This is a genomic window from Niveispirillum sp. FG156 (assembly GCF_057809555.1).
Window position 1 is genome coordinate 125,398 of record NZ_JBMDKE010000005.1, and the last position, 13,973, is coordinate 139,370.

General features: G+C 65.2%; 6 protein-coding genes. 2 read left to right on the top strand and 4 right to left on the bottom strand.

Annotated features, from left to right (window positions below; all coding sequences use genetic code 11):
* Nucleotides 1–10: 10 nt before the first annotated feature.
* Nucleotides 11–2,629 carry an autotransporter outer membrane beta-barrel domain-containing protein gene (locus ACODSP_RS04875; RefSeq protein ID WP_488964505.1) on the bottom strand — a complete coding sequence of 873 codons (2,619 nt, stop codon included), beginning with the start codon at nucleotides 2,627–2,629 and terminating at the stop codon, nucleotides 11–13.
* A gap of 152 nt (nucleotides 2,630–2,781) precedes the next feature.
* Nucleotides 2,782–4,251 (bottom strand): tetratricopeptide repeat protein, encoded by a 1,470-nt coding sequence (locus ACODSP_RS04880; protein ID WP_488964506.1) that lies wholly within the window; start codon nucleotides 4,249–4,251, stop codon nucleotides 2,782–2,784.
* A 119-nt stretch (nucleotides 4,252–4,370) separates the two neighbouring features.
* Here ACODSP_RS04880 and ACODSP_RS04885 point away from each other — a divergent pair, with 119 nt between their 5' ends.
* The gene (locus ACODSP_RS04885) at nucleotides 4,371–6,248 is read left to right on the top strand and encodes an O-linked N-acetylglucosamine transferase, SPINDLY family protein (protein ID WP_488964507.1); all 1,878 of its coding nucleotides are present in this window, start codon (nucleotides 4,371–4,373) and stop codon (nucleotides 6,246–6,248) included.
* Here ACODSP_RS04885 and ACODSP_RS04890 read toward each other — a convergent pair.
* Nucleotides 6,226–7,998 (bottom strand): tetratricopeptide repeat protein, encoded by a 1,773-nt coding sequence (locus ACODSP_RS04890; protein WP_488964508.1) that lies wholly within the window; start codon nucleotides 7,996–7,998, stop codon nucleotides 6,226–6,228. The genes ACODSP_RS04885 and ACODSP_RS04890 overlap by 23 nt on opposite strands.
* On the bottom strand, nucleotides 7,995–11,099 hold the full coding sequence (locus ACODSP_RS04895) for a glycosyltransferase (protein ID WP_488964509.1): 3,105 nt from the start codon (nucleotides 11,097–11,099) through the stop codon (nucleotides 7,995–7,997). The genes ACODSP_RS04890 and ACODSP_RS04895 overlap by 4 nt, the downstream gene beginning before the upstream one ends.
* Before the next feature lie 64 nt (nucleotides 11,100–11,163).
* Between ACODSP_RS04895 and ACODSP_RS04900 the strand changes: the two genes are divergently transcribed.
* Nucleotides 11,164–13,914 carry a glycosyltransferase gene (locus ACODSP_RS04900; RefSeq protein WP_488964510.1) on the top strand — a complete coding sequence of 917 codons (2,751 nt, stop codon included), beginning with the start codon at nucleotides 11,164–11,166 and terminating at the stop codon, nucleotides 13,912–13,914.
* Nucleotides 13,915–13,973: the final 59 nt, after the last annotated feature.

Consider the following 13,973-nt stretch of genomic DNA (forward strand, 5'->3'; position numbering starts at 1 on the left):
CCTTGCCCTGTTACCAGGCAAAACGCACCTGGGCTGTCATGGCATGCTGCGTACGGTTGTCGCTCAACGCCGCATCATAGCGCGCGGACAGCCGCATGTTGTCAGCAATTTCCATGGACAAGCCACCACCCAGCACTGCCGTATCGCGGCCCGGGGCCGCCGCCTGCACGACAAAGGCCTGGCCCAGCAGCGACTGGCTGATGCTGTTGCCGGGCGTGGACAGGTCATGTTCCCAGCGGGCCGACAGTTCAGGCACCAGGGTGCCGCCATTATCCAGCGCCACCGGAGCCGCAAGCCGCAGGCCGATACCGGCACGCAGGTCCGCCTGAGCGTCATCAGCAACGGTCAGACCGAACGCGTCGGCACCCCGTTCCGCGAACCCATCGACATCGCTGCCGTCATAGCGCAGGAAGGCACTGGGCGTAAGCTGGATGCCATCCAGATCAAGACGATAACCGGCCTCCAGGCCGGCACCGATGCTGCGGCCATCAGTATCGCCGCCGGCATTGCGCACTTGGGTACCGGTGGTGATGGTGCGGTCCGTCTCATAATTGCTGAAGGTGATGCCCGCCTGCGCATCCACGAACAGCGCCTCCTGGCTCCAACCCAGATAACCGCCGACATGATAGCTGTCGATGGAGGCACGGCCACTATCCTGACGGCCCGTCACGCGGCTGTCGGCATAGCCGACGGCGATGCCGGCACGCGTACCATTATCAACGCCGATATCGGCACCGGCCATACCGCCCGCCATGCGATGACGGAAGCCGGGATTGTTGCCGTCGCTGCTGGTCCGCGCCTTGTTGCCCAAGGCGCGGCCCCAGACCTGCCACCCCTGCCCGGCCCCCTGCAGGCTACCCTGGCGCGTGGAGATCATATCGGCAAAGCCACGGCTGACATCGGTCGCCGCCAGGGAAAGATTAGCGTTGAATTCACCCGACAGGCCGCCCACCGCCGATGGCAGCGCGGAAATGCCCAGCGGGATCAGCGCGTTCAGGATCGGCTGCGCTGCCGGATTGCGCGAAGCTTCCAACGCGTCCACAGCGGCACCCACCGCACGCTGGTTGCCGGTCAGGCCGGCCAAACCGCCATAGGATGCAGCACCCACGTAAAGATCGACGCTGTTGGCACTGTACAGCGCCACGATGCGCCCACCGCTGGGCAGACCCGCCACAGGTTGCGTGATCGTTGCGAAGGTGCCGGTGACGCCGCCTTCGGCCTGGATCACGCCCGTCAGACGCTGCCCCAGGGTCAGGTTATAGCTGTTGGTGCCCGCCGTTTCCCCGGCGGCATAGGTCAGGCCGCGCAGAACTGGCGTCAGGGTCACGCCACTGCCGATCGTGTAGGCATTGCCGGTCCCCGTCACGATGACGCGGGAATAGTTGCCGGCCCCATTGCCCGTCCCCGCCCCGTCGATCTCCAGCACCAGCGAGCTGCCCGTCTGCTGCGTCACAGGGCCGGTGAAGGTCAGGGTGCCGGGGGAATTGCCGGGGCGCAGCGCGCCGGCGATGGTCGTGGCACCCGCAACCCGTCCGGTCCCGCGCAACGTGCCCTGGGCACCGACCGTAACCGGGGCCGTCACCACGCTGTTGACGGAAAGCTGGCCATTCTCCACGGCCACGGCACCGCCGGTCAGCCCGCCGGTCAGGCTCGCCTGCCCACCATTGCGTAGCACGAAGCTACCGCCGGCATTGTCGATGGCGCTGGAAAACAGGGTACGGCCACTGGTGGCAACCACCAGCGTGCCCAGATTGGTGATTTGGCTGGTAATCGTTCCCTGCCCGGCACCGGTCAGGGTAAAGGGCGACGCGGACGAGGCCGTATTGATGATACGACCGGCCAGGGCGATATTCTGACCTGCATTGTCCAGCGTCCCGCCGGCAGACCCGACATTCAGCACCAGCGAGACAGGCTGCCCCTGGCTGCCCAGGGCACCGGGCGTGCCCGGACGCAGGGTACCGCCGTCGAAGGTCAGGGTGCGCGTGCCCGACAGATTGCTGCCAGTGCCCGCTGCGTCATCGGTCGTGTAGAAGGTCTTGGTACGGTCGATCACGGCACCAAGATTGCCAACAGGGCTGGGCGTGCAGGTCGGGCACAGCGTGACCGTGACATTATCAATATTCTGCGCAGCACCCAGGCTGTCGGCCACGAAGCGGAGAATTGTCTGGCCGCCGAAGGCCTGAACATTGAAGCTGTAGGTGGTCCAGCCGGTGGGCGGGGCACTGTCACCGACATAATCGAAAATGCGGGCGTCGCCGAAATAGGCGCTCAGGCCCTGACCACCCTCGCTCTTATACTGAAACGTGATCTGATACCGGTCGCCCAGACCCGTGGTCAGCGCCTGGGACAGCGTGTTGGTGGAAAACAGGAATTCCGCGCTGTTTCCTTTGCCATCGGCACCGACACCGGCGCGCAGACCCGACGGATCACTGCTGGTCCAACTGGTGAAAGATACGGCATCTGTGCCCGCAACGGGGGTTGCGATTTCAAAATCACCGTTGCACAGGAGGCCACCCGTGCAGGTCGCGGCATTGGCGCTGGACGATGCGAGGACCGGGATTGCCACAGTCATCAGCAAAGCCGCCTTGATAGAGGCCGTAACCGCCGACCGGTGAAGACACCCCTTCATGCTGCTCTCCCAAGACCATTAACCGAATATAAACAACAGGCCCTACTGGCCACAGGCATATCGCACCCGCGCGGCACAATAACCCAAATCTCAGCTATAGTGCACAATTCATCACAATGCTTATGATTTTATGAATTCTGCCTGTGATCAAATCATCTCTTTCGGATAGAACCATCGACTATCACCCGCGCTACGCTCTCCATAGCGACTGACCAGCCCCCCGGGGCCTTGCACCTGAACATACGTAAGCAATCATACCAGATCGTGCGCTCAGGATCGTTCATCCAGCGCCAGTCGGCGATGGGCGGCAAAATCAGGAAGGATGGCCGTCCCATTGCACCGGCCAGATGGATCACCGCGCTGTCACAACTGATGACAAGGTCCAGATTGGCGATGATGGCGGCGCTGTCCATGAAGCCACCGCGGCGCCGGTCACGGTCTGCATCTGTGAAATGGGTAAGATTGAGTGCGGCAGACCATGCCGGAAGCTGCTCAAGGCCCGCCTGCTGCTGCAGGCTGAACAGCCTTACGCCCGGAATCGCGGCCAGGGGCGCAAAGGCCGCCAGCGGTATGGATTTGCCGGCCTCCGCCGCCTGCCAGTTGATGCCGATACGCAGCCCGTCGTTTCCGATTCGAGACGCCCAGGCAACGACGCGGTCAGGGCAGGCGCGCAGATAGGGTGCCGACGCCCCCGGCACGGTCGCGGGCGTGCTGCCGCACAGGCCGGGAAGGCTCATCAGCGGAGCATGAAAATCAGCCGCCGGCAACGGATCGCCGTGGCGGATCAACTCATCAATACCGTCCAACCCGCGCAGGATATCCTGCATTTCCGCCTGACACTCGAACAGGGTATGGGCCCCCATGGCCTTCAGAACCTGGAAATAGCGGGCGAATTGCAGCGTATCGCCCAATCCTTGCTCGAAATGCACCAGAATGCGCTTGCCGGCCAACGACGCCCCATCCCAGCGCGGAACGCCCGGCACATCCCGGCGCCATCGCCAGACCGACTGCCGATCCCGCCAGTCATAATGCGGCCAGCCTTCGCGCCAATGACCCTGCTGGATCAGGCAGGTCCCCAAATTCTTGTGATATTCGGGAGTGCCAGGCTCACACCGGACGGCGCGCAGATACCAGGGGGTGGCATCGCCGGGCCGGCCCTGCCGGCGCAGGGCCCCTGCCAGATTATTGACGATGGCCCCCTCAGCCGGCTCCAGCACCAGTGCCAGACGATAGGCGCGCTCCGCCTCCACCGGGCGGTCCAGGGCCATCAGGACATTGCCGCAACGAAAGGCCGCATCGGGGAAATCCGGCCTGACCGCCAGCAGACGCGCCAGGACGGAAAAGGCCCTTTCCGGCTGGCCCGATGTCATCAGCAGGCTGCCCAAGCGGAACAGGCCCGGCGGATGATCGGGCCGCAACCGGTGTGCCTCCTCCTGCATGGCAAGGGCGGCCTCGGTCTGGCCTGCATCCTCCAGCGTGATACCCAGATTGAACAGGGCCACGGGATGGCCCGGCGAAAGGCGCAAGGCCTCGGCGAAATGCAGGACAGCAAGGTGCAGGTTACCGGCGGCATGGGCAGCCTGCCCTGCCTCCATCATCTGGCGAAAGCCATCTTCGGTCACCGGCCCGCCCTCCCTGCCTGTCTGCGGCTTCATGGATTGGCATGGGACAAGTGGCTTGGCAATACCGCCCGGCCCCGCCATGCTCCACCCGCCCCTCCTCCACCAGGATGACCGTCAGCGTGCCTGCCCCCACCCAAACCGACCTGCTGCGGGCCGCAATGGATGCCTATCGGCGGGGTAGCATGGCGGAGGCGGAGGCATCCTGCCGCGATATCCTGCGCGGGCAGCCCGATCATGTCGGCGGGCTTTTCCTGCTGGCCGTGCTGCGTATGGCGGTAGGCGATGATGATGTGGCGTCAGGGCTGTTTCAGCGTGCCCTGACCCTGGACCCGGCCATCGCCGATGCCCATGGCAATCTGGCGATGATCCGACAGCGGCAAGGCCGCATGGCGGACGCCGCCCATCTGTTCCGCCGCGCCGCAATTCTGGCCCCGGACAATCCCGACTGGCGGGTCGGGCATGCCATGCTGTGCCTGGACCGGCCAGGAATGGCTGCCCGCCTTTTCCGTTCGGCACTGGCGCTGGCCCCCGCATCGCCTGCGGCATGGCGCGGTTTGGGACTGGCCCTGCGCGGCACGGACCCAGCGCGGGCCGCCATTGCCTTTGACCGGGCCTGTCGCCTCGACCCGTCGCTTGAACTGGCGGCGAGTGAGGCATTCGCCTGCCGTCTGCAGGCCGCCGACTGGCGCCATTATCACCGCGACCGCCAGCACCTGAAAAACCGCATTGACCAGGGCGGGATCGTCCTGCCCCTGCTGACTCAGATTGCTGGGATCGATCCCGCGCGGCAGCGCCGGGCCGCCGAGGCGGTCTGGCGACGGCAAGTGACCTGGAATCCAGCCCCCATCCTGCCCCGCCGGCGACAAGACGGGCGCCTCACCGTTGCGTATCTGTCGGCGGATTTCCATGCCCATGCCACCGCCTATCTGATCACCGGCCTGCTGGAACAGCATGACCGCAGCCGGTTCCGCATCCTGGCCGGCTGTTACGGCGTGGAAGATGGCAGCGAGGCACGCCAGCGCATCCGTCGCGCGGTGGATGGTTTCCATATCCTGCGCGGCCTTGACACACGGCAGGTCGCCGACTGGGCGGCGGCGCAGGGGATCGATATCCTGGTCGATCTGAAGGGCTATACGGCGGGGGCAAGGCTGGACCTGCTGTCACGACGGCTGGCGCCGGTGCAGGTGGCCTATCTGGGCTATCCCGGTACGTTGGGCGGGGGGCCGGTCGATTATCTCATCGGCGATCCCATTGTGACGCCACCCACCGAGCAGGCCTTCTACCATGAGCGTCTGGCCATTCTGCCCGGCTGTTATCAGGTCAATGACCGCGACCGTCCCCGGCCTGATGCTCCACCGGACCGGGCCGCTTTGGGTCTGCCACCGGACAGTTTCGTCTTTGGCGCCCTGAACGCACCGCAGAAGATCACACCCGATCTTTTCGCCTGCTGGATGCGGCTGCTGAAGGCGGTGCCCGATGCCCACCTGATGCTCTATGACCCAAACGATGCGGCGGCGGCCAATCTGCGCGCGGCAGCGGTCGGGTTGGGCGTTGATCCGGGCCGGCTGACCTTTGTCGGCGCCGCCCCACTGGCCCAGCATCTGGCCCGCTACCGCGCCATTGATCTCTGTCTGGACAGCTTTCCCTATACGGGTCACACCACCACCTCCGACGCATTGTGGATGGGGGTGCCCGTGGTCACGCGGCAAGGGGATGGTTTCGCGGCACGGGTCGCGGCCAGCCTGCTGCACGCGGTCGGCCTGCCCGACCTGATCACCCATGACCTTGCCGGCTATGAGGCACTGGCCCTGTCAATAGCCCGTGACCGGACACGTCTTGATGAGCTGAAGACACATCTGGAGCGGGTTCGCGGCACCGCGCCGCTTTTCGACACACCTGCCTTCGCACGGCATCTGGAACGGGCCTATCGGCTGATGTGGGAACGGCATTGTGCCGGCATGCCGCCACAGACCCTCATCGTGCCGCCACACGATTGATCAGGGCGTCGCGGACGCGTGCCACGACCGATGCCCAATCACCCGCCCGCTCCTGTCGGAACAGGCGCATGCCGGGATACCAGAGCGTCGCCGTCCCCTGATCCCGCCAGCGCCAATCGGCATTGAGCGGCAGCAATGTCCAGACGGGCCGGCCCAATGCACCCGCCAGATGCGGCGGCGCCGTACAGGAACTGATAACCAGATCGAGGTTGGCCATGATGGCAGCCGTATCGGCAAAATCCGTGATCTCCGGCCCCAGGTCAGTGAAGTTCAGCCGCAGACCCGCGCCCAGCGTCTCCATATCTGCCCGACCGCCCCCCTTCTGCAAGGCGAAGAAGGAAACGCCCGGCCCTTCCAGAAGGGGCAGCAGGGCCGACAGGCCGGGGGAGCGGCGGCGATCATCCTTGAAATCCGGATTGCCGGCCCAGACCAGACCAACCTTCAATCCCTTGAAATCCGATAATCGGCGTGACCAGTCCGCCATTAGCGCCGGTTCTGCGACGAGATAGGGCACCGTATCCGGCATCTCCTCCAGGCCCAGCAGATGCGGCAGGCTGAGCAGCGGGACATGCGCGTCATGGGGCGGCAGGGGGGCACCATGGGCGATGATGGTGGCGCCGCCCCCCAGGGTCGTGAATATCCGGACCAGTGCCGGCGCACATTCCACGATCACCCGCGCGCCCCTCTGGGCCAGCAGCGGCACATAGCGGGCGAACTGTATCCCATCGCCCAGCCCCTGTTCATCATGGACCAGCAGCGTCAGGCCGGCGGGATCGCCCCCTGTCCAGGCGGGCGATGGATAATCGCGCAGACGCGCCGGAAAATCGCGCAGACGCATCCGCCATTCATAGGCGGCAAAACCGTCCCGCATCCGCCCTTTCAGCAGAAGGCAGGTGGCCAGCAGTGTATGGGCCTCCGCATGGTCGGGATCGGCGGCCAGCGCCCCCTGGCAGAATTCCATCGCCTGTTCGATGCGGTTCTGGTTACGCAGCACCAGCCCCAGGTTCAGCCAGGCATCGGCAAAATGGGGCTTGACCCGGATGGCCCGACGCAGCCACCGCGTGGCCTCCTCGTCCCGGTCACCCAGTTGCGACAGCGACAGGCCCATATTGCTCATCACCGCCGCTTCGTCGGGCATCAGCACCAGCGCCCGGCGATAGGCCTCGATGGCTTCCGCATAACGGCGCAGGTTCTTCAGCACGACACCCAGATTGGCGTGGGCCCTTCCATCCTCCGGCGTCAGGCGCAGCAATTCCCGCCAGATACTCTCCGCCTCCCCATGCCGGTCCAACGCCATCAGGGAAGTGGCCAGCAGGAAGCGCTGCAGGCTGGCATCGGGCACCAGCGCGATGTAGCGGCGCAACGGTTCCAACGCGGCTTCATGGTCACCACGGTCCAGCATGACGCTGGCCAGATTATGCTGGGCCATATCCAGACCGGGATCGATCAGCACCGCTTCCCGCCCCGCCACCTCCGCTTGTTCCAGCCGGCCCAGCGCCCGCAATGCCGCGCACAGGTTGGAGAAGCCGGCGGCATTGTGATGGCGTTGCCGCAGGGAACGGGCCAGCAACGGCACCGCCCCCGCCGCATCGTCACGCAGCAGCGATAGCACGCCCAGCGCCATCAGCACGTCCGGGTCCTCCGGGCACTGTTCCAGCACCAGGCGGAACAGGGCGGCGGCCTGCACCAGTTGCCCCGCATTCTGAAGGGCGACCGCTTGGGCCATCAGGTCATTGGCGCTGGCCGTCACGCGCCGCCCTCCGGTGCGATCCAGCCCATTTCCTCAAACTGCGCACGGCGGGCGCGAAGGGTGGCCGGGAAGCCATCATCGATGGGGACCCGTTGCAAGGCGGTCCACATGCCGGGAATGGCCCCTTCCTCAAACCGGCCTGTGGCGAAGAACTTCTCCAGCCGCGCGCGGTTCACATCCCCGTCATTGCCGAAACTGTCGATCATTTCGCGGTGGGCAAAGGCATCCAGCTTGGCCAGGAACCGGTCGATCCCGCCCATCCAGGTGAAATGCCAGCCCGCCGCCGGGATGGTCTGCCCGATACCCTGCTTGGCCAGATAGCGCATATTGTTGGCCCCGACCTGACGGACCAGGGCGAACGGCGCCGCGGCCACCGAAATCCAGGGTTCCTGTGACCGCAGGTTCAGGAAATAGAGATGGATGTCCAGATGCGGTGCGAACAGGGACGGGCCTTCCGCACCCACCGACCGCAGCTGAGACGCTATCTCGGGCCGCAAAATCTCGTCGGCGTCGCTGATGACCACCATGTCGGCGGGCCCGGCCTGGGTCAGGCCGCGCAGGATCGCCTGGCGCTGATGCGCCTCCCGCACCCAGGCGAAACCGCCGGGATCATCCTCCACCACGACATGGATGATCTTGTCGGCATAGCGGGCGAACCTTTCCCGGTTCTGCGCGTAATAAAGCGGTTTGGGCGTACCCGCATGGGTATAGGCCGCCTCCACCAGCACAAAATGATCGACGACGGGCGACAGTTCGGCCAGCCGGATCTCCAGCAGGTCCAGTTCATTATAGAACTGGAAGCAGTCATAGAGCTTTCGTCCCCCCGGCGGTGGGGCGGGCAAGGGTGGCGCCCCCGGTCCCGCAGCGTCAAACCAGGCCAGGAAGGCATCGTAACCGCGCAGCGTGCCCCACATCGCGGAACGCTCGCCCTCGTCATTGCCGTCCAGATGCAGCAGGCTTTCGATCTGGCCGATCAGCGCCGTCGCTTGCTCCCGCCAACCAGTACCCAGCCGGCCATTGGCTCCCTCATTCAGCACCGTGCCCAGATTTTCCAGCAGCAGCCGCTGCGACAGCGCCAAGCGTACGGCACCCAGCCGGCGCCAGGCCTCCGGATCATTATCCAGGGCCGCCGCCTGGCGCAGCAACTCGACCTGATCCGCCCGCCGCCCCGCCAGCCGATGCCGCGCCGCAATCATGCGCAGCAGCAGGGCCCGGCGCACGGGTGCCGTCTGTGCGGCCGCAGCTTGGCGGGCAAGACTGGCATCCTCTCCCAATGCGCCGGCCACCAGGGCCATGGCATTGAACAACCGCGCCGCCGAGGCAGCCTCCAGCGTCTCCACCTCGCTGAGCGTGGCCTGTTCGGCATCCGCCAGCCATCCGGTCAGCATGGTCCGCGTGGGACGGGCGGACAGGATGGTGGTGCTATCGATCCGCAACACCTGCGCCACCAGTTCCAGGGCCAGGGCATGTTCCGCCAGCGCGTGGCAGGCGATGGCGGCGGCGAGGCGGATACCGGCATCATCGGGTGTCAGTTCCGCCACCAGAAGACAGGCCGACAGCGTCGCCGCCGCGTCATCCGCCGCCCTGGCCTGCGACGCCAACTGCCGGCCAGCGGCGGCCAGTGAGGCGGTCCATGACGCATCACCCGACAGCAGCGGTCGCACCGCCCGCAACGCGGCGATCCGCATGGCCAGGGGCGCCCCGTCAGCGCCCGATGCCAAACCGGCCAGCATGGCGGACATCCAGCCCCGCCATTCCACAGGATCAGGCGTTTCCAGGCGACCGGCACGGCCCAGCGACAGCAGCGCGTCGGTATGCCGGCCCTGTGCCACCTGAACCTGCATCAGCACACGCCAGACGCCGGCATGGGCAGGGTCCAGTGACAGGATACGCATGCACAGATCGGCCATCGCGTCATGGTCGTTCACCGCTGCCGGTCGCTTCAACTGCCCCAGAATGTCCGCGACATCCCCTGTCGGCGGCTGCCAACTGGCCTTGTCCGACAGGAAAGACAGCCAGCGCTGCGCCTGCCGGGTCCAGCCCTGGCCCGCATCGGCATGCCGGACCTGGGCGTGCAAATGCCTCTCTACCCCTTCCGGCTGTTCCTGGTACCGGCGCAGTTCCGACACCATGACTTCCGCGAACTGGGCCGCGTGCCGGGCCGGGTCGGACGGCACGGGCAACAGTCGGCCGAATCCCGCTGCCGTTTCCGGCAGGGCGCCAAGCTGGCTGGACACAACCAGACAGCCCGCTGCCAGCGCCTCCATCACGCTGATGCAGGAGGTTTCGGCATAACGGTTGGGATAGGCCAGGGCCGCCGCCTCCCGCAATCCCGCTGCCAGGGCGGGCTGTGAGACACTGCCGATATAGTCAACGCCATCCGTGTCCCGGCAGCGTTCATAAAGCGCTGCATAGGGATCACGTTCCAGCGGCACCTGATAGGTTTCCAGGGACGAAAACACTTTCAGCCGGGTTCCCGGTATGGCGGCGCGGATCAGGGGCATGGCCGCCAGCAGCACATCCAGCCCCCGGAAGGGCGTGCTGGTATAGGCCAGAACCGGGGGCCAGGATTTGGCCGCGATGATCCTGTCCTCCGCCGTGAACAAGCCCGCAAAGCAAGGGGCCGGCGCATTGCGCGCGATATGGCAGCGGTGACGGGGCAAGCGGAAGCGCTGGATGAAATCTTCCCGCTGCCACCGGCTGACGAAAATGAAGCCATCCCACAGGCCGGCAATATCGGGGTCGGTCAGGCCGGCAACAGCGGGCTGGTCACCGGCATGCTGTGTCCACAGCAGAAGCCGGCACCGTCCATCGCTGGCCGTGTGCAGGTTGCGCACGCTTTCGCTGTCACAGCCCCCCATGACCACCAACACATCATACCACGTCAGCAGAGAAACAGGCATAGTGCCATGGTGCCGGCACATGACCCCATCCACCATTCCCGGCGCCGAGGTCCCGTTGACCAGCGTGACCTCTGCCCCCAGGCGGGCCAGGGCGGGCGCCAGATAACAGGCAGCCGACTGCATGCCGCCCAACGGGGCCGTACGTGTCGTATCCGGCGTATAATCGCCGAATGTCGTGTCGAGGAAGGCGAGTTTCATGACCCTTTGAACCACAACGCCATTCAGCTTTTCGTTCCTGTTAGCATAGTTTGGTTGCTATGGAATGCGTGACGAAATCGGCATGGGCACGGCTATGCGAATGAACCCGGTGGAATGCCGCCGACTTCTGGCGAACGAGCCGACCGATGTGATGGCGCTTCAGCATCTGGCCGCGGACCTTCGCGATAAGGGCGATGGGCTGGGGGCGATGCGGCTGTTTCGCCGTGCCTATCGCCTGCATGGAAACACAGATATCTTTGTGCAGCAGACCGACACCACGCTGCATGTCGCCCTCAACCAGATTTCCGCCCTGCTGGATCCGGGTCAGTTCGTTGAGGCGGCGAAACATCTGGAATGGCTGGCGGATTTCATCCCGCCCACCGGCCATCTGGCACGGCTACTGGCCACCGTCTGGCTCATCCTGGGCCGGGATGGTGATGCCATCGCCATGCTGCCGAACATTGGCGGCGGATCGCCATCCGATACCGGCATCGGCGTGGCGCTGGCGGCATTGGACACCCATCGCCGTCACTATGGCGTGATCGGTACTGTCGTCATCCCCGCCTTCAAGGCGGCGGGCACTATCGGAGAAAGCCTGGACAGCATCCGGATGACGCTTGCCCATTACCGCCTTGCCTCGGGCCGGGAGGATGCGCAGGTCCACATAGTGGTGGTGGATGATGGCTCGCCCGATGATACGGTGGATGTGGTCCGCGCCTGGGGGCGCACGCATCCCGAACAGAGCCTGTCCCTGATTGCCAATAACCAGAACCGGGGGGCCGGTCGGGCCCGCAATGCCGGTGTGGCGGCGGCCATGGGTCCCTATCTCTGGTTCCTGGATGCCGACGATCTTTTCCTGAACCGGCATTTCCACGTCACCGCCGGCATGCTGGACGCCAACCCGCAATGGGATTATGTGCGTACCGACATGGTGTTCGACCGGATCGACGATCAGGTCTCTGCCTCCTGGCGGGAGGCGTCGGTGCGCACCTATCCCTGCAATCTCTGCATCCGGCGGGAGGCGCATGCGCGGACCGGCGGATTTCCCGAGGAAACGCCTTTCTGGCCGGCCACCGCCGACGATGTTGCCTATTCCCGTGCCATTAGTTTGGCACTGCAAGGCGTCAAGATCGGCCTCAAGACCGTTTTCTACCGTATGAGCCCCGGCAATGTCCTGGACCGGATGCAGGCAGAGATGGTCAGCGGGCGGGAGCCCGGTGAAGGGGCGGAGGTCGATAGCCGCTTCATGGCCATCGAAATCCTGATCCGCCGCCGCCTCCAGTCCCTGTCGGCCACGCAGCAGGTCCATGAACAAAATCGGGCCGGTACGGCCAAGACACTGATATCCATGGCCGCGGCGCGGACGGCGGCAGGAGATCACGCGGGCGCCCACGCCCTGTTGCGCCAGACCACGGATATTGCCCCCGGTCTGTTCGCAGCATGGTTCGAACTGGGGATGACATCGCATCGGCTGTCACGGCGGGCCGAAGCGAAATCAGCCTTCGCCCGGGCCAGCAGCCTGCGGCCACAACTGGCCCCAGCCCGCGTCAATCTGGGCCTGCTGATGTTGGAAGATGGCGACGCAGCGGCGGCACTGCCCCATCTGCGCCGTGCCCTGGAACTGGCACCCGACAATATCAATGCCCGTTTCCTGCTGGCCCGTGCCCAGCGCCGGTCGGGGCAATTGCCGGAGGCCGAAGCCAACCTGAGACAGGTAATCGCTGCCTCGCCCGCTAAGGCCGACTATCTGGCCGAACGGTCTGGTCTTCTGCTGGAAAAGGGCGATGGACCGGGTGCACTGACCGCCGCCGACCAGGCGGCACAACACGCTGCCGATCTTTATCATGCCCATGCAGCCAGGGCAGCCGCCCTGGAAGCGCTGGACCGCAAACCGGAAGCACTGGCCGCGTGGGAGCGGGCCATTACCTGCAATGCCGGTTTTGGAGAGGCCTTCACCCGCCGGGCCATGCTGCTGCTGGAGCGGCAATGGGGACTGGCACCTGCGCCGCGCGCCAGGGCAACCGAAACCGCACGCCGGCTGGCCGTAACGCGGCTGGGCAGCAATGGCCGCTTCGGCAACCAGATCCTGCAATATGGCGTGGCACGGCTTTATGCCGAACGTCACGGACTGACCCTGGAAACGGCGCCATGGGCCGGGCGGCATCTTTTCGATCTGGATGATCCGCTGCCGGGTCCCCCACTGCCCCGCCTGTCGGAGGACGAGGCGGAACTGGCGGTCGGGCTGACGGCAAACGCCAAACCCAACGCTGCCGGCCATGATATTGACGGCTATTTCTGTGGTGATACCAGCCCGCTGGCACCTCATGCTGATCGTTTCCGCCGTTTCTTCACGCAATCCCCCCGCTGGCACGACCGTTTCGATCAGGTGCAGGCGCGGTTGCGACAGGCGGGGGATACGATTGTTTGCCTGCATCTGCGGCGTGGCGATTTCGGCTGGGGTCCGTTCTGGGTCGCCCCGGAATCCTGGTATCTGGACTGGCTGGAGGGCATATGGACCCATCTGCCCAATCCAGTCCTTTACGTGGCAACGGATGATCCCGGCAGCACCGCCGCCTTTGCCCGCTACCGGCCGCTTACAGCTTGCGCACTGGACCTTCACCCTATCGAGGGAGCCGCGTTCCTGGACGATTTCCAGGTGCTGTGCGCCGCCGACCTGCTGGCCATTTCCAACAGCACTTTCTCCTTCACGGCCAGCCTACTGAACGATCGGGCCAGCCATTTTATGCGCCCCGACCGTAGACGCAAAGAACTGACGCCCTACAAGCCCTGGGCCTCCCCCGTCCTTTTAGGGTAACCAATTCAGAAAAGTAACTTCCAGTGTTAACAAGTACACATTAACCAGTTCACAACAAG